This window comes from Curtobacterium sp. Csp2 (genome assembly GCF_013347165.1).
In genome coordinates this window covers 1,478,678-1,499,471 of record NZ_CP054593.1, presented here as the reverse complement: position 1 = coordinate 1,499,471, position 20,794 = coordinate 1,478,678, and the positions used below count along the sequence as shown (strand labels likewise).

Sequence of the window (20,794 nt, the reverse complement as noted above, 5' to 3'; positions counted from 1 at the left end):
TGCAGTATCTGCGTCCACGGACTGCGTCCTCTCGCTCGGTCTGGTCGTGTCACGCTGCTGCCCGGCACATCCGGCGATCCCGACGACGAGTGTCAGGAGCGCCGCCGTCGCCGTGATGGTGCGACAGGCAAGGTGTCGTGCGTTCATGGGCTTCCTCGTTCGGACTTCCAGGTGTCGGAGGCAGCAACGACATCCACCTCCGCGTCACAGCATTTCGATCGAGCGGTCGGTACAGCCAGCGGGCTCGCCCCGGGGCAGTCAACCGCCTGGCCTCAGGACCCGGTGCTCTGCTGCTCTTCGATCTCGTCGGCGCTCCCTGGGAAGCAGAGCGATTCGGCTTCCAAGCTGTACTTGCCCGGGAACGCGTACAGATCGACCAGGGCCGTGGACGCTCCACCTCGTCCGACGACCACCGGGCCGTCCGGATCTGCGACTCGTTCGACCGTCATGCCCGCGGACTGCCACGCGCCCGTGACCGTCGCAGCGTCGTGGTCCGGATCGCCGCCTTCGTCCGTCCTGGTCACCAGGTACACCCAGTTGGCTCCTTCTCCCCCGTCCGGGAGCGTGCAGCTGTCGACGTAGTCCGGCCCCTGTGCGGTGACCCACTCGCCCCCGAGCGCCGCAGCGGTCCGGTCGACGATCTCGGTCATCTTGCGCTGGGCAGTCTCGGAGTCCACCTTGGCCGTCCTTCCTTCCTCGGTCGGTGTCGCAGTCGTCGAAGGGTGCTGCGTGCAACCGCCGATGAGGATCATCAGAGCAAGGGGGGTCAGAACAACGCTCGTCCGGCGCCGCACGGTCAGCTCGGCAGACATTCGTCTCCTCTCGGTGCTCTCCGGGTTCTAATCCTGGTGTCGCCGGTGTGAGCTCGGCATCGCGGCCCGTGGTCGCGAGTCCCACGTTGCGCAGACTCTCGGTCCCTCGATCGAGGTAGCCGTGGAGATCACTCCTCAAGGGATCGTGATGGAGCACCGGGGCGAGATCCGTCCCGTCCGCCCCCGTCGTGCCGTCCGCGCCGAACACAGTCACACCGGAGACATCGCGGGTTGGGTCGACGTGGTGTGCGTAACTTTGTTCGCGTCCGAACTCGGCCCACTCGTCGCCCACGCCCTGCTTGCCGGTCGGCGCGTCCTTCGCGCGTGCCGCGTAGATGTGGTCCGCGTGGATGTCGGACGCCGACCGCAGGTCGTCGGGAAGTCCAGCCGAGCCCAATGCGACGAAACGATCGACGTGGACACCCTGCTCGGCGAGGGCGACGGCAGCAGCCGTCGTGCCGTACGAATGCGCCACGATGTTCGTCTCGGGCATCTGCCCCGCGCGCACCGCTTCGAGTCCGCGGAGTGCGTCCGCCAGCTGAGCGCCACCCGCCTTCGCCTTGCCCATGAACAGCACCTCCTTCTCGTCAGGGGTTTCGTAACCGATCCAAGCGACGACCGCGTGCGTCGGTGATCCCGGGCGACGGGCCTGCTCCTGGTAGATGTTCTGCGCCCCCTTCGCCCACATCGTCATGTCGGCAGACGTCGTGTTCATGCCTGGAACAGCCCAGGTCACCGACTCCGCGCGGTCGAGATTGCCGACCGAGACGGCAGCCAGCGGCGGTCGATCACCGGTGAGCGCAATGAGGAAGCGCTTGCCGTCCGAACCCTTCTTCGTCAACGCCGCGTTGATGTTGCGCACGGCCTTGCGGTCCGCGTACAGCGCCGTGAGTTCCCGGGCCAACGCCCGTGAGCCGTCCCCAGCCGCTGCCACTGTCCCCTCCAGCTCCTCGATCTGGCGCTCCACGTCGACGAGCCGCTGGTTCAGCACGAGCGAGTTCGCAGTGCTCCGCGCCCAGTACGGGGCACCTTCGAGGTTGCCGAGTCGCGCGAGCACGTCCGTCGGCAGCGCGTCGAACACGCCGGTGTCGGCCGTCGTCAGCCCGAGCGCGCCCCACCGCTCTGCGACCTCTGCCGGCGTCAGGCCGTCGGCGAACAGCTGCCGGAGGGCAGGCGCCGCCTGTCCGGTCGCGGCGATGTCGAGGGCGACGTTCGACAGCGATCCACCGCCGCCGGCGACCTCGAAGGCGTCGGCGATCCTGCCGATCCAGCTCCGGTCTTCGTCGTTCTCCCGCACGTACCGCTCGAAGCCCGCCGGCATGCTCGCGCGGTCGACCGCGACCCAGGCGCAGGAAGACCGAAACGACGACCATGCCGATCGCACCCGCTCGGAGTCGGCCGACGCGCCGGTGTCCAGTCCGGAAAGGGTCGTGACGAAGGCCCGGAGCGCGCTCGGGTCGGCAGAACTCCTGCCACGACTCACCCCGCCGCCGTAGCGCGCACGCTCGCGTCCCCGGAACTCGGCGTCGACTTCCGGCCTCGGTCCGGGTTCGGTCGACGGCTCGCGGTCGGTGACGTTCTCCCACGCATCGACAAGCGATCGCCCTGCAGCGCCGGCGAAGGCCTCGGCCACGGACGCCGCCCGTTCCCGGTCAGCGGCACGTGCCTTCCACGCAGCGTGGTCACGCTGCCGCTCCCGTTCACGCTCAGCAGCAGCGACCTCGGCGTCGACCTGGTCGGCGAGGTCGACCAGCACCCCCGCCAACCGCGCCCGGTCCTCAGCCTCGACCACCGCGGCGCTCCGGAACCGCTCGGCGTACGACCCTTCGAAGTCGTCGAGTGCGGATGCGACGGCGTCCGACCGCGGACCCCCGGCCCCCGCAACGCGTCGGCTGCTCGTCGCGCAACGCGTGCGAGCGCACGCGCATCCGCAGCGTCGAACCGGATGTCCCCCATCAGCACTCCCCCGAGTCGTCCCGGCCCCCGCGACCGGAACATCACCGTACACCAGGTCAGCGACGCCTCAGAGCACGTCGCCCCGGCCGCTGATCTTCAGCGCGTCGACGACGCCCTTGACCCGCTGCGCGTTCGCGCTCGTCGTGACGAGCAGCGCGTCCGGGGTGTCGACGACCACGATGTCCTCGACGCCGATCAGCGAGATGAGCCGCTGGCTGTGCGAGACGACGATGCCGCTCGAGGAGTCCGCGAGGATGCGCGCGCCGTCCCCGAGCACCGCGAGGTTGTTCGCCCGACCGCCGGACTGCAGCTTCGCGAGCGACGCGAAGTCGCCGACGTCGTCCCAGTCGAAGTCCCCGGGCACGACCGCCATCCGGCCGGCTGCCGCCGCGGGCTCGGCGACCGTGTAGTCGATCGCGATCTTCTCGAGCTCGGGCCACACCGCGTCGACGACCGCCCCGCGCGACGAGGTGTCCCACGCCGCGGCGAGTTCTTCGATGCCGGCGAGCAGCTCGGGCTTGGTCCGTCCGATCTCGGCGAGCAGGACGTCGGCGCGCGCGATGAACATCCCGGCGTTCCACAGGTAGGTCCCCTGCTCCACGTAGGAGCGGGCGGTGTCGAGGTCGGGCTTCTCGACGAACGAGCGCACCGCGTGCGCGGTCGGCGCACCCTCGATGCCGATCGGCTCGCCGTGCGCGTGGATGTAGCCGAACCCGATGGCGGGCTCGGTCGGGGTGATGCCGATCGTGGTCACGTACCCGGCGCGCGCGGCCACGACGGCCTCGCGGACGGAGCGGCGGAACCCGCGCTCGTCGCCGATGACGTGGTCCGCTGCGAAGGACCCGACGACGACGTCCGGTTCGCGGCGGTGCAGGATCGCCGCGGCGAGGCCGATCGCCGCGGTGCTGTCCTTCGGCTCGCTCTCGAGCACGACGTTGTGGTCCGCGACGCCGGGCAGCTGCGCCTCGACCGCCGCCCGGTGCGCGCGGCCGGTGACGACCATGATCCGCTGGTCGCCGGCGAGCGGCGCGAGCCGGTCCCAGGTCTGCCGCAGCAGCGAGGTGCCGGAGCCGGTCAGGTCGTGCAGGAACTTCGGCGCGTCGGCGCGCGACAGCGGCCACAGCCGGGATCCGATGCCGCCCGCCGGGATGATCGCGTAGAAGTCCTCGAGTGCGTCTGCCACGCGCTCACCGTACCGGTCCCACCGGACGCGACCTGGACGCCGCCCGCAGGGTGCCCGGACGCACCAGCGCGCGCCGCGCACCAGACCGGGCCCCGATCCTCCCGTCCGGGTGTTCACCACCTGCCTGCCGGGCGTTCACGCGGACCGCACCACCCGGTCACGCCGCCCGTGGAGCATGGGCCGCACCATGAGCGCACGCAGCGTGGAGCGCGGCACGTCCCAACGGACCGTGGCCGTCGTGACCGAGAGCTTCCTGCCCACCCTCAACGGCGTCACCACCAGCGTCCTGGCGGTCCTCGACCACCTGGAGCGCCGCGGGCACCGCGCGGTCGTGATCGCCCCGGACACCCCCGGACTCGCGCAGTTCCGCTCGAAGACGCAGGTGGAGCGCTACCGCTCCTTCGACGTCCACCGCGTCCCGGCGGTGGCGTACCGCCAGTTCCCCGTCGCCCTCCCCCACCCGGTGCTCGACACGATCCTCGCCGCCTCCGGCGCCGACGTGCTCCACGCCGCCAGTCCGTTCCTGTTGGGTGGACGCGCCATCACGGCGGCCGGGAGGCTCGGCATCCCCTCCGTCGCCGTCTTCCAGACCGACGTGGCCGGGTTCGCACGCCGCAACGGCCTGACCGCGACCGTCCCGCTGGTACGGAAGATCCTCGGGCGCATCCACGCCGGCGCGTCGCTGACGCTCGCGCCGTCGAGCGCGACCGCCGCGATGCTCGCCGAGGACGGCGTCCCGCGGGTGACGCGGTGGGGGCGGGGCGTCGACACGACGCTCTTCCACCCGGACCGTCGGCACAGCGCGTCGGTGCGTGCCGCGCGTCGGCGGATCGCGCCGGACGGCGAGACGATCGTCGGCTACGTCGGGCGGCTCGCGCCCGAGAAGGAGGTCGAGCGACTCGCCGAGCTCGGCGGCCTCCCCGGGATCCGGGTCGTCGTCGCCGGGGGCGGCCCGTCCCGCGCGTACCTGGAGCGTCGGCTCCGGCACCTCGACGTCACGTTCACCGGTCCGCTGCGGGGCGACGCGCTGGCCGACGCGTACGCGATGCTCGACGTCTTCGTGCACACGGGTCCCGCGGAGACCTTCGGCCAGACCCTGCAGGAGGCGCACGCGACCGGGCTGCCCGTGGTGGCACCGGCCGCCGGCGGTCCGCTCGACCTCGTCGCGCCGGGCCTCGACGGCGAGCTGTACGACCCGGACGTCCCGCAGGCACTGCGCCGGGCGGTGCTCGGGCTCGTCGGCGACCCGGACGCCGCGGCGCGGATGGGCTCGGCCGGGCGGCTCCGCGTCGAGGGCACCACGTGGGAGGCCATCGGCGACCAGCTCCTCGCGCACCACGACACGGCGCGGACGATCGGCGCGCCGCCTGCCCTGACGCGCACCGCGCGGGCCGGTCGGGACGAGAAGGTCAGCGCGGGCGCATAGGATGGGTCGTGTTCCACACGAACACGAACGGCAAGGGCTCGCCGATCGGCGAGCCCGTCCTATGGGAGGACTTGCTCATGGCCGAGCAGACCGCAGGCGGGACGACGGTGGTCGAACCGCGCGTGACGATCGATGCGCCGCGCGCGTCCCGGAAGCTCGAGGGGACGCTGTACCGCGGGTCCACGGGGATGTGGTCGTGGGTGCTGCACCGGATCACCGGCGTCGCGATCTACTTCTTCCTGCTGGTGCACATCCTCGACACGGCCCTCGTGCGGCTCTCGCCCGAGGCCTACAACGCCGTCATCGGGACCTACAAGACGCCGATCATGAACCTCGGTGAGATCGCTCTCGTGATGGCGATCGTCTTCCACGCCCTGAACGGCCTGCGCATCATCCTGGTGGACTTCTGGTCGAAGGGCCCGAAGTACCAGCGCGCCATGTTCTGGATCGTGATCGTCGTGTGGGCAGTCCTCATCGCGGGCTTCCTCCCGCGCCAGCTCATGAACCTCGTCGCGGACTTCCAGTAGGCGAAGGGACGGGAGACGACCATGACCACACAGACCGTCGAGCCGCCTCGCTCGGCCAGCGCCGCACGCCGCACCACCAACTGGGAGAAGTGGGGGTGGATCTACATGCGCGCCTCGGGCGTCCTGCTCGTCGTGCTCATCTTCGGCCACCTCTTCGTCAACATGGTCGCGGGTGAAGGCGTCAAGCAGATCGACTTCGCCTTCGTCGCCGGCAAGTGGGCCAACCCGTTCTGGCAGGTGTGGGACTCGCTCATGCTGGTCCTCGCCCTGGTGCACGGCTCCAACGGCATGCGCACGATCATCAACGACTACGTCGCGAAGCCCGGGATCCGGAAGACCCTGCTGCTCGCCGTGCTCATCGCCTGCGTCGCACTCGTCGTGCTCGGGCTGCTCGTCTGCTGGACGTTCGACCCGTGCCCCGCCGGCGCCGCCGCTGCGGACCTGCCGTCGTTCTGCCCGGCGCGCTGACGATCCCCGACGACCGCTCCTCCTCCGAACGAAAGACCCCTGTGCCTGCGAACACCCCGACCGAGACCACGGTCCACCACCACCAGCACGACATCGTCATCATCGGCGCGGGCGGCGCCGGGATGCGCGCCGCGATCGAGGCCGGCCCGAAGGCCAAGACCGCCGTCATCTCGAAGCTCTACCCGACCCGCTCCCACACGGGCGCGGCGCAGGGCGGCATGGCCGCCGCACTCGCGAACGTCGAAGAGGACTCGTGGGAGTGGCACACCTTCGACACGATCAAGGGCGGCGACTACCTGGTCGACCAGGACGCCGCCGAGATCCTGGCGAAGGAGGCCATCGACGCGGTCATCGACCTCGAGAACATGGGCCTGCCCTTCAACCGCACCCCGGAGGGCAAGATCGACCAGCGTCGCTTCGGCGGCCACACCCGCGACCACGGCAAGGCCCCGGTCCGCCGGGCCTGCTACGCCGCGGACCGCACGGGCCACATGATCCTGCAGACGCTGTTCCAGAACTGCGTGAAGCTCGGCGTCGAGTTCCACAACGAGTTCTACGCGCTCGACCTCGTCATGGTGGACGTCACGGGCGACGACGGCGTCACGCGCAAGCAGCCGGCGGGCGTCGTCGCGTACGAGCTCGCCACGGGTGACCTGCACGTCTTCCACGCCAAGGCCGTGATCTTCGCGACCGGTGGCTTCGGCAAGATGTTCAAGACCACCTCGAACGCCCACACCCTGACCGGCGACGGCGTCGGCATCGTCTGGCGCACCGGCCTGCCGCTCGAGGACATGGAGTTCTTCCAGTTCCACCCGACCGGCCTCGCCGGCCTCGGCATCCTGCTCACCGAGGGCGCCCGCGGCGAGGGGGCGATCCTCCGCAACGCCTCCGGCGAACGCTTCATGGAGCGCTACGCCCCGACGATCAAGGACCTCGCCCCCCGCGACATCGTCGCCCGGTGCATGGTGCAGGAGGTCGCCGAGGGCCGCGGTGCCGGCCCGAACAAGGACTACGTCCTGCTCGACTGCACGCACCTCGGTGCCGAGGTCCTCGAGACGAAGCTGCCGGACATCACCGAGTTCGCGCGCACCTACCTCGGCGTCGACCCGGTCGTCGAGCCGGTGCCGGTCATGCCGACCGCGCACTACGCGATGGGCGGCATCCCGACGAACGTCAAGGCCGAGGTCCTGTACGACAACACCACCGTCGTCCCCGGTCTGTACGCCGCCGGCGAGTGCGCGTGCGTGTCCGTGCACGGCTCGAACCGCCTCGGCACGAACTCGCTGCTCGACATCAACGTGTTCGGCAAGCGCTCCGGCAACAACGCGGCCGAGTACGTCCAGACCGCGGAGTTCCTCCCCCTGCCGGAGGACCCGGCCGCCGGGATCCGCGACATGCTCGCGCAGCTGCGCTCATCCACCGGCACCGAGCGCATCGCCGTGCTGCGCAAGGAGCTGCAGGACGAGATGGACAAGAACGCGCAGGTGTTCCGCACCGACGAGTCGCTCGGCAAGATGACCGAGACCATCCACGAGCTGCGCGACCGGTTCCGCAACGTCGCCGTGCAGGACAAGGGCAAGCGGTTCAACACCGACCTGCTCGAGGCGGTCGAGCTCGGCTTCCTGCTCGACCTGGCCGAGGTCGTCGTCTACTCCGCGCGCAACCGCAAGGAGAGCCGCGGCGGACACATGCGCGACGACTACCCGAAGCGCGACGACGAGAACTACATGCAGCACACCATGGCGTACCTGACGGGCGACCCGCACTCGTCACTCGCCGACGACCACATCACGCTCGACTGGAAGCCCGTCGTGGTGACGCGCTACGAGCCGATGGAGAGGAAGTACTGATGACCGACACCCTGGTCTCCGACGCCCCCCGCACCGACACCGTGCAGGACGCCCCTCCCGGATCGTTTCCCGTGACGGTGATCGTCCGGCGCTTCGACCCCGAGGTCGACGACGAGCCGCGCTGGCAGGACTTCGACGTCATGATGCTGCCGACCGACCGCATCCTCGACGCCCTGCACAAGATCAAGTGGGAGCAGGACGGATCGCTGACCTTCCGCCGCTCCTGCGCGCACGGCGTGTGCGGGTCCGACGCGATGCGGATCAACGGGCGCAACCGTCTGGCGTGCAAGACGCTCATCAAGGACCTCGACGTGTCGAAGCCGATCTACGTCGAGGCGATCAAGGGCCTGCCGCTCGAGAAGGACCTCGTCGTCGACATGGAGCCCTTCTTCCAGTCCTTCCGCGAGGTCCAGCCGTTCCTGCAGGCGTCGAGCAAGCCGGAGAAGGGCAAGGAGCGCGTGCAGTCCGTCGCGGACCGCGCCCGCTTCGACGACACCACGAAGTGCATCCTCTGCGCCGCGTGCACGTCGTCCTGCCCGGTGTTCTGGACCGACGGCCAGTACTTCGGTCCGGCGGCCATCGTGAACGCCCACCGCTTCATCTTCGACTCCCGCGACGACGCCGCGAACGTGCGGCTCGACATCCTCAACGACAAGGAGGGCGTCTGGCGCTGCCGCACGACCTTCAACTGCTCCGAGGCCTGCCCGCGCGGGATCCAGGTGACGAAGGCCATCTCCGAGGTCAAGCAGGCGATCATGCGCGGCGGCGCGTGAGGTCGGTGCTCACCGAGCACCCAGCGGGGTCTCGGCGAACGGCATGTCGGCGCCCGGTAGGCTCGCGGCCATGACGTTCGCGGAGACCCGCCCCATCCTCGACCAGCTCGGCTACACCGTCCGGTACGTGCAGCTCCCCGGAGAGCAACTGCACGAGCCGCCGGTGGAGGGCGCGCTCCGCATCGTGCCGGCAGACCAGCCGGACGACTTCGCACTCGAGGTCGTCGACTACGGCACCGCGCGTCGGCTCGCGACCGCCCGTGGCGAGGCCGATGCGGTCGAGATGCTGCGGCGTTTCCTGAACCGCGCGTTCCCGGCGCCGCGGGACATCCCCCGCCACGAGCTCGACGGGCTCCGCGACCGTGCCGCCTCGACGTACCCGCAGCTCGCGCAGCAGGTTGCCCAGGCCGGCGACCAGGGCCTGCGCATCCAGATCCCCGCGGGCGTGCCCGTCGACCGCGTCGGCGGTCCGGACGGGTACCTGCTGCACCCGCTCGACACCCCGCTCCCCCAGCGTTCCCTGCCGCCCCACGTCGCGGCGGCGCCCGAGGTGCACCGGTACGTCGTCGATCGGCCGTTCCTGGTCGAGGTCTCGTTCGTGCAGCCCTGGTTCGACCAACCCGGCGGTGCGCTGCGCTTCCGGACCGCGGACCCGTCGGTCACGATCCGCGACCTCGTCGTCGACGGCTCGCTCGTCCGGCTCCGCGTGGTCTGACCAGCGGCGCCCGGCTCGAGCACGACCAAGCGGCCCACCCCTGACGGGGTGGGCCGCTTCGTCGTGGTGCGGATGTCGGCGCAGGAGCCGCCCGTCGCGCGGGTGTCGGCTCAGTAGCCGCCGGTGGTGCCCTGCATGTTCGCCGCTGCGGAGAACACGACGATCATCGACACGATGCTGAGCACGATCGACAGGGCGCTGATGATCACGCCGGCCAGCGCGAGTCCACGACCGCGCTCACCGGTACGCTTGAGCTGGACGAGCGCGATGATGCTCACGACGAGCCCGGCGATGTTCACGACGAAGGCCAGGACGAACCCGACGATCGCGAGGACGCTGAAGCGGTCGGATGCCGGCGCTGCGGGCTTGTACGGCTGGGCGGTGGTCATGGGGTCCCCCTCGGGAAGAGTGCTGCAGGACCAGACCGGGCGGCTGGTCGGCACCAATGTACCGGCGGCAGGGCGTCCCGTCCGCGGCGCGACGTCAGGCCTTCGGCTGGCCGTCCGGGCGGTCGTACTGCGCGCCCGCAGGGTTCGACTCGAGCGCACCGAACACGATCGCCGCGATGCCGGTCACGAGCGAGATGAGCCAGAAGGGTCCGGCGAGGTTCGCGTCGTGCACCCGGCGCCACCCGAGCGCGAAGGTCGGCACGATGGTCGCCGCCCACCACACGAAGTACAGAACCAGGAACAGGATGCCGACGACCGGGATCGAGCCGTTCGACGAGGACTGCCCGTACTCGTCGACCGTCGTGGACGACGCCGCCCAGGCGATCATGCCGGCGATGTAGCCGCCGAACAGGATCGTCGAGATGATCGCGTTCGCGAGGAACCAGTACCAGAACTCGCTGCGGCTGGCGCGACCGTCGAACCGCGCGTACTTCTTCCAGAACCGGGTGAAGGCGTCGAGGAACCCGATGCCGTACCAGGGCGCCCAGAGGGGCGGGGCGCCGCTCGCGTCCCGCGGGATCGGGCCGGCGGGGACGTACTGCGGGTAGGGCTGGCCGGCCTGGGGCTGCCCGTACTGGGGCTGCTGCCCGTACTGGGGCTGCTGCCCGTACGGCTGCTGCGGCTGCCCGTGCTGCTGGGGCTGCCCGTACGGCTGCTGCGGCTGCGCGTACTGGGGCTGCTGCCCGTACGGCTGCGGCTGCCCGTACTGCGGCTGCTGGTCGCCGGGCTGGTCCGGCTTGTCCCACTGCGGAATCTGGTCGTTCGTCATCGTCCTGCCTCCGGTCGGTCGTGTCGGGCGCCCTCGGGGTTCGACGGCAGGAGACCGAAGACGATCCCCACGATCCCCACGAACACCGCGATCAGGTACAGCGCGCCGGGCAGGTTCGCGTCGTGCAGACGCCGCCACCCGAGGGCAAGGGTCGGCACGATGGTCGCGAGCCACCACAGCGCGGGCAGGGCCAGGAGGAACCAGAACACCGGCCCCGGCGGGGTCGTCGCCTGGTAGACCTGGCCGCCGCCGAGGTCGTAGGTCCGGTACTCGACCGTCGCGACCCGGTAGGCGATCGCGACCGCCACCAGGATGAACGACACCCCGGCGACCACCAGGTACGCCCACCAGAACTCGCTGCGGCTCGCACGACCGCTGAAGGTCGCGTACTTGCGGAAGAAGCGTCCGACCGCCTGCCCGAACAACGCTCCGTACCGGGGCGCCCAGATGGGCGGCTCACCCGCTGGGCCGCCGTACGCCGGCTCGGTCGCGGAACGGTACGGCGCTCCTGGTTGCTGCTGTGTCACGGTGTCCCCCTCGTGGTCGGTCCTGCGTTCCCCACGATCAAACCAGAACGACCGGCCTGCATGTCACACCTGATCGGGTCGGTCGAACCGCTGCCCCTGGGGATCGGTGCCGATCAGTCCGACGATCAGGGCGAAGAGCACGCCGATCGGCGGGATGATGAAGAAGAGGGCGAAGTACCCGGACAGGTTCACGTCGTGCAGGCGCCGCATGGTCAGCGCGACGAAGCCGATCGCGCACGCCAGCGACCAGAGCGTCGTGATGCCGTCGTCCGCGTTCGAGACGAAGGGCAGCCCGTCGAGCAGGCCGCCGAGGATGCCCGCCACCACCGATCCGATCGCGTACCAGAGCGCCCAGAACCAGAACTCGCTGCGGCTTGCACGGCCGTCGAACCGGACGTACTTCTTCCAGAAGCGGGTGAACGCCTCGTGGAACGGGATGCCGTACCACGGCGCCCACAGCGGCGGGGCCTGCCCCCGACCGGGCGCGGGCGGCCGCTGGCCGTGCTGCGGCTGCGAGTACGGCGGCTGCGAGTACGGCGGCTGCTGTCCGTACTGGGGCTGCGAGTACGGCGGCTGCTGCCCGTACGACGGCTGCTGCCCGTACGACGGCTGCTGGCCGTACGACGGCTGCTGCCCGTACGATGGCTGCTGGCCGTACGGTGGCTGCTGACCGTAGGGGTCCTGGTTGCTCATGGGGTCCTCCCGGATCGCGGTGCCCTCCGAGTCTGGCAGCCCACCGGACCACCCCACGTCCCCCTGCAGGCGGATCCGCGGCGACCGACCGGCGTCAGGGCACCAGCGCGAGCTTGCCGCCGGGGTGCTGCGACTCGAGCACCTCGGCGGCGTCCCGCGCGTCGGCGAGCGGGAACGTCCGCGCGACGGGCACGACCAGCCGTCCGTCCGCGGCCAGGTCGACGAGCCGCTGCCGCACGGAGTCCCGGAACGCCTTGCTCTCGGGCTGCGCGCCGCCGACGGCCTGGATGCCGTCCGCCTCCGCGCGACCGAAGGCGGCGATCGTGACGATCCGGCTCCGGTCCGCGACCACCGCGAGCGAGACGTCCACGGCCTCGTCGCTCCCGACGCAGTCCAGTGCCACGTCGACACCGGACGGAGCGAGGGCACGGATGCGCGCCTCCAGGCCGTCGCCGTACGTGACCCACTCGCCACCGAAGCGGCGGACGGTGTCGGCGTTGCGCTCGGAGGCCGTGCCGATGACCCGCGCCCCGAGCAGCCGCAGCTGCTGGAGCAGGCTCACCCCGACGGCGCCGGAGGCACCGTGGACGACCACGGTGTCCGACCCCTCGGCGCGCGTGACGCGGAGCATGTCGGCCGCGGTCGTGCCGGCCAGGAGCAGGTTCGCCGCCTCGGGGAACCCGAGGGACGTGGGCTTGGCGAAGACGTGGGCGGCGGGCACCGTGATCCGTTCCGCCCAGCCACCCGAGACGCGGAAGGCCAGGACCGCGTCGCCGACGGATCCCCCACCCGAGACGATCGTGGTGTCCGGGCCGAGGGCGCTGATGATCCCGGCGACCTCGTACCCGATCGGGATCGGCAGGTCGGACGGGTCGCCCTGCCGGGTGTGCTTCGTGTCGGCGGGGTTCATGCCGGCCGCGCGGACGTCGATCGTGACCTCGCCCGGGCCGGGGGCGCGGACCTCGGTGTCGACGTACTCGAGGACCTCGCTGCCGCCGAACCGCGGGGCGACCCAGTGCTTCGTCATGGCGTTGACGCTACGCCGGGACGCCCGGACGCCACCGAGACACCGCCCCGTCGCCGAGACACCGCCGGATCCGGCGGCGTCTCGCGGGCGACGCGGCGTCGCGCGGGCGAAGGGGCGTCTCGCGGAGAGCGCAGCGGCTCGCCCCGGGTGGCGGGCCGGACCCACCACGGACGGGCGCGCCCCGCTCCCGGGCAACGCGAAGCGTTGCGCGGGGCGCGCCGACCGAGCCTGCGAGGGAGGACGGTGCCAGCCGGCACCGCGCGTCCCGTCCGTCCCGGGGTCGCGTCTCAGGCGCGCGCTGCGCGCACCCGCTCGGTGAACGCGGCGTGCAGCGGGTGCTGCGCGTCGAGCCCGGTGATCTCGGTCGCGACGTCCGCGTCCGCGCGGTCGGAACGGAGCAGCTCCTGCAGCTCGACGCTCTGCTCGTCGTCCGCGATGTCGAAGCGCAGTGCCGCACCCATCGCGTCGAGCAGCGCGGTCGGCTCGGTGCCGTCCTCGGCCAGGGCGGCCGCGGGCGAGACGAAGCGCTCGTCGCGGGACAGCTTGCGGAGCGGCTGCCGGCCGACCCGGGTGACCGTGTCGGGCAGGTGCGGGTTCTCGAAGCGGCCGATGATCGCCTCGACGTAGGAGCGGTGCACCTCGGGGTCGAGTTCGTGGCGGCGCACGAGCAGGTCGCTCGTCTCGGCGAGGACCGACTCGAGCTCGGAACGCACCGCGGGGATCGCGATCGCGTCGGAGATCTTGTCCGCCCCGGCGAGGAAGCCGTGGTAGGCGACGGTGGCGTGCCCCGTGTTGACCGTGAAGAGCTTGCGCTCGATCGACGCCGCGAGGCCGTCGACGTAGTGGGCGCCCGGGATCTCGGGCTCGGAGCCGCCGAACGGGGTGCGGTCGATGGCCCATTCGTAGTAGGTCTCCACCGTGACGTCGAGGCCGGCGCCCTCGGGCTGGGCGGGGACGATGCGGTCGACGGCGGTGTTCGCGAAGACGGCCTTCGCCAGCGCCTCGTCGCGCGACTCGGCAGGCAGCGCGTCGACGATGAACTCGCGCAGCCGGTCGGTGGCGTTGATCGCGTTCTCGCACGCCATCACGGCCAGCGGCGCCGCGTCGGCGTCGCGCTGCCGGAGCGCCGCGGCGATCACGGGGGCGATGAACTTCAGGACCGTCGGGCCCACGGCGCAGGTGACGACGTCGGCGGCGGCGACCTCGGCGATGACGCCGGCCTCGTCCTGGGCGCTGTTGACGGCCCGGAACCCGGTGACCTCGTGGTCCTGGGCGCCCTGGCCGACCTCGTGCACGGTGTAGGAGTCCGCGGCCGCGAGGGCGTCGATCAGCGGGGCGGCGACGTCGGCGAACACGACCTCGTAGCCGGCCTCGTGGAGCAGGAGCCCGACGAAACCACGCCCGATGTTGCCGGCGCCGAAGTGGACCGCGGTGCGCGTGCCGGAGGTCACTCGTTGACCTCGCCGAGGATCGACAGGATCGCCGCGGTGTCCGGGGCGTCGGTGAGCTTCTGGACCTCGTCCTCGTCGGAGAACACGATCGCGATCTTGGAGAGGATGTCGAGGTGCTCGTTGTTCACGCCGGCGATGCCGACGACGAAGCGCACGGGGTTGCCGTCCCAGTCGATCGGGGTGGCGTAGCGGATGAACGACAGCGCGGACGACTTGATCGCGTCCTTCGCGTCGTTGGTGCCGTGCGGGATCGCGAGGAAGTTGCCCATGTACGTCGAGACGCTCTTCTCACGCTCGAGCATCGCCGGGTAGTAGTCCGCCGTGACCGCGCCTGCAGCCTCCAGGATCTCGGCGGCCTCCTTCATCGCCTCCGACTTGGTCGGAGCGGTGTCCTCCGTGTGGATGCGGATCTGGCTCTCCTGCAGGACGGGCATGGGGTTCTCCTTGCTGTTCGAGGACGTGGTCGAGGGGGCGGACCTGAGCCCGCCCCCTCCGATACTGCACGCTGTTACTGGTTCTTGAGCTGGTCGACGACCTGGTCGTACTGCGGCGCGTTCATGAAGTTGCCGACCGACACGTGCTGGGCGTTCGGGTTCTTCTGCCGGGCGCGGTCCGTCAGCTCCTCCTGCGTGATGATGAGGTCCTCGGTGCCGTCGAGGTTCGCGATCGCCTTGTTGACGACCGTGACGCCCTCGATGCCCGCCTTCTTCACCTTGTTCCGCAGGACGCTGGCGCCCATCGCGCTCGAGCCCATGCCGGCGTCGCAGGCGAACACGACGTTCTCGACGCGGGTCGCCGTCGCGGTGCCGGAGCCGACGCCGCCGAAGGCGGCCTCGGTCTCCTCCTCCGTGCGCGGCGCGTTGTTGCCGAGCAGGCCCGAGGTCGCGGCGTTGACGTCGCGGCCCTTGTTGGCCTGGAGCTTCGCCATCGCGGCGGTCATGTCGCCACCGCCGTTGGCGAGGTCGCGCTTCCGGCTGGCGAGCAGGAAGAACGAGGCCACCGCGAACGAGACCGCCGCGGAGAGGACGACCGACAGGATGACGCCGACGTAGCTGTCCTTCGCCGTCGCCGTGAGCACCGCGATGATCGAACCGGGCGACGCCGGGGCGACGAGGCCGGACTGGAAGGCGACGTTCGTCGCGACACCGGTGGCGCCGCCGAGGATGACCGCGAGGAACAGGACCGGCTTCTGCAGCACGTACGGGAAGTAGATCTCGTGGATGCCACCGAAGAACTGGATCAGGATGGCGCCGGGAGCGGTCGAGCGGGCGATGCCGACACCGAAGAAGGTGAAGGCGAGCAGGATGCCGAGACCGGGGCCGGGGTTGGCCTCGAGCAGGAACAGGATGCTCTTGCCGGACTGCTGGACCTGCTGCGCGCCGAGCTGGTCGAGCACACCGTGGTTGATCGCGTTGTTGAGGAAGAAGACCTTGGCGGGCTCGATGATGACGCTGGCGAGCGGCAGGAGCGAGCTGTCGACGAGGAACTTCACCGCGGCGCCGAGGCCCTCTGCGATGAGCTTGAACAGCGGCGCGAGCCAGAAGAAGCCGATGAGCGCGAGCGCGAAGCCGAGGATGCCGGCCGCGTAGTTGTTCACGAGCATCTCGAAGCCCGGCTTGATCTTGCCGTCCCAGATCTTGTCGATCTGCTTGATGAGGTACGCGCCGAGCGGGCCGCAGATCATCGCGCCGAGGATCATGATCGTGCCGTTGGCGCCGATGATGACGCCCATCGCCATGATCGAGCCGACGACCGCGCCGCGGGTCTCGTAGATCATCCGGCCGCCCTGGAAGGCGATCGCGAGCGGGATCAGGTAGGTCAGGATCGGGCTGACGAGACCGATGTTCGCCACCCCGTTCGTCTCACCGAAGCCGCCGAGGACGCCGACGGGCGTCCAGCCGGTCTGGATGAAGAACGCGGTGATGAGGCCCCACGCGATGAAGATCGCGATGTTGGGCATGACCATGCCGGAGAGGAAGGTGCCGAACTTCTGCACGGCGACGCGTGCGCCGCCCCGCGACTTCGCGGGAGCGTCGGGCGCTGCAACGGACGACGTTGTCATGTGCCTGGCTTTCTGTGATGGGTGCTGCAGTGGTGGAGGGTGTGGGGTGCTGCTGTGCTGCGGTGGTGCTGCGGCTAGGCGGCGTGCGCTGCGGCCGCGGCGGACTTGGCAGCCGCCGCGGTGCTCGCGGCGAGTGCCGCCTTCGCCATCTCGCGGGCCTGGTCGAGCGTGTGCTTGCCGAGTTCGGCGCGCACGTCGGCCAGGGCCGCGGGGGTCATCGAGAGGGTGGTGGCGCCGAGGCCGACGAGCACGACGGCGAGCAGCGGGTCGGCCGCCGCCTCGCCGCAGATGCCGACCGCCTTGCCGGCGGCCTGCCCGGTCTGGCCGAGCTGCGCGACGAGGCGCAGGACGGCGGGGTGCCACGGGTCCTGGTAGGACGCGACGGTGCCGAGCATGCGGTCGGCGGCCATCGTGTACTGGGTCAGGTCGTTCGTGCCGATCGACACGAAGTCGGCGTGCGTCAGGACCTGCTCCGCCATCAGGGCGAGCGACGGCACCTCGGCCATCACCCCGGCGGTGCGGATCCCGAGGTCGCGGGCGAGGTCGACGAAGTACTCGGTCTCCTCGGCGTCGGCGACCATCGGGGCCATCACCCAGAGGTCGGCCTCGGTCGCCGCGTCGGCCTGCGCGAGGGCCGTGAGCTGATCGCGCAGCACCTCCTCGTGGTTCCGGAGGGCGCGGAGGCCGCGACGGCCGAGCGCCGGGTTCTCCTCGTCCTTGTCGGTGAGGAACGGCAGGGGCTTGTCGGCGCCGGCGTCGAGCGCGCGGACGACGACCTTCTTGCCCGGGAACGCCTCGAGCAGCTGGCGGTAGGACGCCGTCTGCTGCTCGACGGTCGGGGCCGTCGGCGCGTCGAGGAAGAGGAACTCGGTGCGGAAGAGCCCCACGCCCTCCGCACCGAGAGCAACGGCACCGGCCGCGTCGGCGGGGCTGCCGAGGTTCGCCAGGAGCGGGACGGTGTGCCCGTCGGCGAGCGCACCGGCGGTGAGCGGCGCGGACGCCGCGGCGGCGCGCTCGGCGATGCGGCGCTCGACGTCGGCGACGAGCTCGTCCGACGGCTCGGTGACGACGGTGCCGGCGGCGGCGTCGACGACGACCTCGGTGCCGTCGGCCAGGGCGTCGGCCCCGGTGACGCCGACGATGGCCGTGATGCCCTTGGCGCGGGCGAGGATCGCGGTGTGCGAGGTCGGGCCGCCGTCACGGGTGACGAGCGCCTGCACCTTGTCGAGGTCGAGGAGTGCGGTGTCCGCCGGTGCGAGGTCGCGGGCGACGAGCACGAAGGGGGTGTCCGACTCGGGGACACCGGGGGCGGGGACGCCGCGGAGCTTCGCGACGATGCGCTGCGCCACGTCGTCGAGGTCGGCGGCACGCTCCCCCATGTAGCCGCCCATGCCGACGAGCAGGTCACGGAACTGGCCGAACGCCTCGAACACCGCACGCTCGGCGTTCGTGCCGCCGTCGATGCGGGCGTGCACGTCGTCGAGGAGCGTGGGGTCCTGCGCCATGAGCGCCTGCGCCTCGAGCACGGCCTGGGCGTCGCCGCCGGCGAGCTGCCCGCGCTTGTTCAGGTCCTCCGCGACCACGGCGAGCGCGTCGTGCACGGCCTGCTTCGCGTCGTCCGCAGAACCCTCGAGCGGGGCGGTCGACGGTTCGCCGAGCGGGTCCGCCATGCGGAGCACGGGGCCGTGGGCGACGCCACGGCCGACGCCGGTGCCGAGCAGTTCGGTCATTCGAGACTCCTTCATCTCACGCGGAGGTGCTTGGGGCTGCCGCGCGACGAACGAGGGCTCGACCGCGGCGGCGTGACGTCACACTACCCCGATCCACGTTGACAAACAAACACATCCGGGGATAAAAATGCAGAAACAGATGCCCGTTTGCGTCTGACGGACGAACCGATCCGCGCTGATCCGTCGAGATCGTGCCCGGTCGTGTCCGTTCTGTTCCGAGCACGCCGATCGACCGAGACGACGAGGTCCATGTACGCACCAGAGCGCCACCAGCGCATCGTCGAGCAGGCGCGGGCGCACGGCCGGGTCGACGTCAAGGACCTCGCCGAGCTCCTCGCCGTCACGCCCGAGACCATCCGGCGCGACCTCACGAGCCTCGAGCGGCGTGGCCTCGTCCGTCGTGCGCACGGTGGCGCCATCCCGGTCGAGCGGATCACCCTGCACCCGGGGGTCGGTGACCGCGGCGGCATCAACCAGGCCGAGAAGATGGTCATCGCCGAGGCGGCCCTCGGCGAACTGCCCGAGAACGGCTCGGTGATGATCGACGCCGGGACCTCGACGATCTGCCTCGCCGAGATGCTCCCGACCGACCGGGGGCTGACCGTCGTCACGCACTCGCTCCCCGTCGCGATGGCCGTGGCGAACCGCCCCGGCATCGACCTGCACCTGCTCGGCGGCAACATCCGCAGCGACTCGCTCGCCGGCGTCGGGACGTGGACGCACCAGCTCATCGGCATGGTGAGCGTCGACGTCGCCTTCATCAGCATCAACGGCATCACGCCCGAGCGCGGCCTCACCACGCACAACATGGCCGAGGCCGCCGTGAAGAGCGCGATGATCAAGTCCGCGCGCCGGAGCATCCTGCTCGCCGACCACACGAAGTTCGGACGCGAGGAGTTCGGCCGCGTCGCCCCGCTCGCCGCGATCGACACGATCATCACCGATCCCGCCGTCAACGCCGACCTCGTCCGCGAGGTCGAGGCGGCCGGCACCGAGGTCTTCTGGCCCGGCCGCGACTGACGTCCGGCCGCCAGGACCGTCCCACCCGGCGCTCGCTACCATGAGCGCCACCACCCCGTCGACAGGAGTACATCGATGTCCGAAGCCACCCGCACCGTCACCGTCGCCAGCGCGTCCGGCCTGCACGCCCGCCCCGCCTCGCTGTTCGTCCAGACCGTCACGGCGTCCGGCCACCAGGTGACGATCGCCAAGGGCGACAAGTCCGGCAACGCCGGCAGCATCCTGGCCCTGCTCGGCCTGGGCATCGAGAACGGCGACGAGGTCACCCTGACGGTGTCCGGCGACGACGCCGAGGCGACCGCCGACAGCCTGGTCGAGTTCCTGCAGACGGACCACGACGCGGCCTGAGCGCGCAGGTCGCGGTCGCGACGCGACCGACGGACGGACGGGAGGCCCGTGGCTGCGCAGCCACGGGCCTCCCGTCCGTCTCCCGGTCTCCATCCCGACCACGTCCGCGGTCCGGACCGGCCGCGTCGGCGCCCGCCGATAAGGTGGTCGGCATGACACGCCTGCGCCTCGCATCCGTCAACGTGAACGGAGTCCGCGCCGCGTTCCGGAAGGGCATGGGCGACTGGCTCGCCACCCGCGACGTCGACGTCCTCGCCCTGCAGGAGGTCCGTGCGTCCACCGACGACCTGACCGGGCTGCTCGGCGACGAGTGGGACGTCGTGCACGACCCGGCGACGGCGAAGGGCCGCGCGGGCGTCGCCATCGCGTCACGGAAGCGCGCGCACCTGCACCGCGTCGAGCTCGGCCCCGCCGACTTCGACTCGGCCGGCCGCTGGATCGAGGCCGACTACGAGGTCGGCGACGCCACGGTCACGGTCGTGTCGGCGTACGTGCACTCGGGCGAGGTCGACACCCCGAAGCAGGACGAGAAGTGGAAGTTCCTCGACGCGATGACCGAGCGGCTCCCGGCGCTCCGCGCGCACAACCCACTCGCGGTCGTCGTCGGTGACCTCAACGTCGGCCACGACCAGCGCGACATCAAGAACTGGAAGGGCAACGTCAAGCGTGCCGGGTTCCTCCCGCGCGAGCGTGCCTACTTCTCGCGGTTCTTCGGCGCCGACGGCGAGCAGGTCGAGGGTGCGGACGGCTCGACCGGGCCGGGACTCGGCTGGGTCGACGTCGGTCGCGAGCAGGCCGGCGACGTCGACGGCCCGTACACGTGGTGGTCCTGGCGCGGCCAGGCGTTCGACAACGACAGCGGCTGGCGCATCGACTACCAGGTGGCGACCCCCGAACTCGCGGCGAAGGTCGCGCAGTACACGGTGGACCGCGCCGCGGCGTACGACCAGCGATGGTCCGACCACGCCCCCGTGGTCGTCGACTACGAGCTCTGACCCTCCTCTCACC

General features: G+C 71.0%; 20 protein-coding genes. 9 read left to right on the top strand and 11 right to left on the bottom strand.

Annotated elements, in window-relative coordinates; translation table 11 throughout:
• Window positions 1-258: 258 nt before the first annotated feature.
• Entirely contained in the window at window positions 259-2,604 is a 2,346-nt protein-coding gene (locus HUN59_RS07485; protein WP_174777986.1) for an alpha/beta hydrolase, read from the bottom strand.
• A 231-nt stretch (window positions 2,605-2,835) separates the two neighbouring features.
• Window positions 2,836-3,951 (bottom strand): mannose-1-phosphate guanylyltransferase, encoded by a 1,116-nt coding sequence (locus HUN59_RS07480; protein ID WP_174777985.1) that lies wholly within the window; start codon window positions 3,949-3,951, stop codon window positions 2,836-2,838.
• Between the two features lie 187 nt (window positions 3,952-4,138).
• Between HUN59_RS07480 and HUN59_RS07475 the strand changes: the two genes are divergently transcribed.
• From HUN59_RS07475 to HUN59_RS07450, 6 genes are all read left to right on the top strand, one after another.
• Entirely contained in the window at window positions 4,139-5,377 is a 1,239-nt protein-coding gene (locus tag HUN59_RS07475; protein ID WP_254630019.1) for a glycosyltransferase family 4 protein, read from the top strand.
• A gap of 77 nt (window positions 5,378-5,454) precedes the next feature.
• On the top strand, window positions 5,455-5,904 hold the full coding sequence (gene sdhC / locus HUN59_RS07470) for a succinate dehydrogenase, cytochrome b556 subunit (RefSeq protein ID WP_083520082.1): 450 nt from the start codon (window positions 5,455-5,457) through the stop codon (window positions 5,902-5,904).
• 21 nt (window positions 5,905-5,925) lie between these two features.
• Window positions 5,926-6,372 (top strand): succinate dehydrogenase, hydrophobic membrane anchor protein, encoded by a 447-nt coding sequence (gene sdhD / locus HUN59_RS07465; RefSeq protein WP_058742732.1) that lies wholly within the window; start codon window positions 5,926-5,928, stop codon window positions 6,370-6,372.
• A gap of 41 nt (window positions 6,373-6,413) precedes the next feature.
• The gene (gene sdhA / locus HUN59_RS07460) at window positions 6,414-8,222 is read left to right on the top strand and encodes a succinate dehydrogenase flavoprotein subunit (protein ID WP_058742733.1); all 1,809 of its coding nucleotides are present in this window, start codon (window positions 6,414-6,416) and stop codon (window positions 8,220-8,222) included.
• A complete protein-coding gene (locus tag HUN59_RS07455; RefSeq protein ID WP_058742734.1) occupies window positions 8,222-8,995 on the top strand; it encodes a succinate dehydrogenase iron-sulfur subunit in 774 nt (257 codons plus the stop codon). The genes sdhA and HUN59_RS07455 overlap by 1 nt, the downstream gene beginning before the upstream one ends.
• Window positions 8,996-9,065: 70 nt before the next feature.
• Window positions 9,066-9,710, top strand: a complete 645-nt coding sequence (locus HUN59_RS07450) for a TNT domain-containing protein (RefSeq protein ID WP_167510101.1) — start codon at window positions 9,066-9,068, stop codon at window positions 9,708-9,710.
• Window positions 9,711-9,820: 110 nt separating this feature from the next.
• Here HUN59_RS07450 and HUN59_RS07445 read toward each other — a convergent pair whose 3' ends face one another.
• The 9 genes from HUN59_RS07445 to ptsP all read right to left on the bottom strand — a co-directional run bounded on the left by HUN59_RS07445 (window position 9,821) and on the right by ptsP (window position 18,418).
• The gene (locus tag HUN59_RS07445) at window positions 9,821-10,099 is read right to left on the bottom strand and encodes a DUF4190 domain-containing protein (RefSeq protein WP_058742736.1); all 279 of its coding nucleotides are present in this window, start codon (window positions 10,097-10,099) and stop codon (window positions 9,821-9,823) included.
• Window positions 10,100-10,193: 94 nt separating this feature from the next.
• Window positions 10,194-10,928, bottom strand: a complete 735-nt coding sequence (locus HUN59_RS07440; RefSeq protein ID WP_174777983.1) for a DUF805 domain-containing protein — start codon at window positions 10,926-10,928, stop codon at window positions 10,194-10,196.
• Window positions 10,925-11,455: a DUF805 domain-containing protein gene (locus HUN59_RS07435; protein WP_174777982.1), complete on the bottom strand. Its 531-nt coding sequence runs from the start codon at window positions 11,453-11,455 to the stop codon at window positions 10,925-10,927. Before HUN59_RS07435 ends, HUN59_RS07440 begins: the two co-directional genes overlap by 4 nt.
• Before the next feature lie 63 nt (window positions 11,456-11,518).
• Window positions 11,519-12,148 carry a DUF805 domain-containing protein gene (locus HUN59_RS07430; RefSeq protein WP_174777981.1) on the bottom strand — a complete coding sequence of 210 codons (630 nt, stop codon included), beginning with the start codon at window positions 12,146-12,148 and terminating at the stop codon, window positions 11,519-11,521.
• 94 nt (window positions 12,149-12,242) lie between these two features.
• A complete protein-coding gene (locus HUN59_RS07425; RefSeq protein ID WP_174777980.1) occupies window positions 12,243-13,175 on the bottom strand; it encodes an NADP-dependent oxidoreductase in 933 nt (310 codons plus the stop codon).
• 287 nt (window positions 13,176-13,462) lie between these two features.
• Window positions 13,463-14,626 carry a mannitol-1-phosphate 5-dehydrogenase gene (locus tag HUN59_RS07420; protein ID WP_174777979.1) on the bottom strand — a complete coding sequence of 388 codons (1,164 nt, stop codon included), beginning with the start codon at window positions 14,624-14,626 and terminating at the stop codon, window positions 13,463-13,465.
• Window positions 14,623-15,060: a PTS sugar transporter subunit IIA gene (locus HUN59_RS07415; RefSeq protein ID WP_022907882.1), complete on the bottom strand. Its 438-nt coding sequence runs from the start codon at window positions 15,058-15,060 to the stop codon at window positions 14,623-14,625. The genes HUN59_RS07420 and HUN59_RS07415 overlap by 4 nt, the downstream gene beginning before the upstream one ends.
• A 74-nt stretch (window positions 15,061-15,134) precedes the next feature.
• Window positions 15,135-16,688: a PTS mannitol transporter subunit IICB gene (locus HUN59_RS07410; RefSeq protein WP_174777978.1), complete on the bottom strand. Its 1,554-nt coding sequence runs from the start codon at window positions 16,686-16,688 to the stop codon at window positions 15,135-15,137.
• 74 nt (window positions 16,689-16,762) lie between these two features.
• Entirely contained in the window at window positions 16,763-18,418 is a 1,656-nt protein-coding gene (gene ptsP / locus HUN59_RS07405) for a phosphoenolpyruvate--protein phosphotransferase (protein WP_174777977.1), read from the bottom strand.
• 249 nt (window positions 18,419-18,667) lie between these two features.
• Between ptsP and HUN59_RS07400 the strand changes: the two genes are divergently transcribed.
• The 3 genes from HUN59_RS07400 (at window position 18,668) to HUN59_RS07390 (ending at window position 20,781) form a co-directional block, all read left to right on the top strand.
• Window positions 18,668-19,438 carry a DeoR/GlpR family DNA-binding transcription regulator gene (locus tag HUN59_RS07400; protein WP_058742742.1) on the top strand — a complete coding sequence of 257 codons (771 nt, stop codon included), beginning with the start codon at window positions 18,668-18,670 and terminating at the stop codon, window positions 19,436-19,438.
• A 75-nt stretch (window positions 19,439-19,513) separates the two neighbouring features.
• The gene (locus HUN59_RS07395) at window positions 19,514-19,786 is read left to right on the top strand and encodes an HPr family phosphocarrier protein (RefSeq protein ID WP_058742743.1); all 273 of its coding nucleotides are present in this window, start codon (window positions 19,514-19,516) and stop codon (window positions 19,784-19,786) included.
• Window positions 19,787-19,938: 152 nt separating this feature from the next.
• Window positions 19,939-20,781 carry an exodeoxyribonuclease III gene (locus HUN59_RS07390; RefSeq protein ID WP_114849865.1) on the top strand — a complete coding sequence of 281 codons (843 nt, stop codon included), beginning with the start codon at window positions 19,939-19,941 and terminating at the stop codon, window positions 20,779-20,781.
• The last annotated feature ends 13 nt before the right edge of the window (window positions 20,782-20,794 follow it).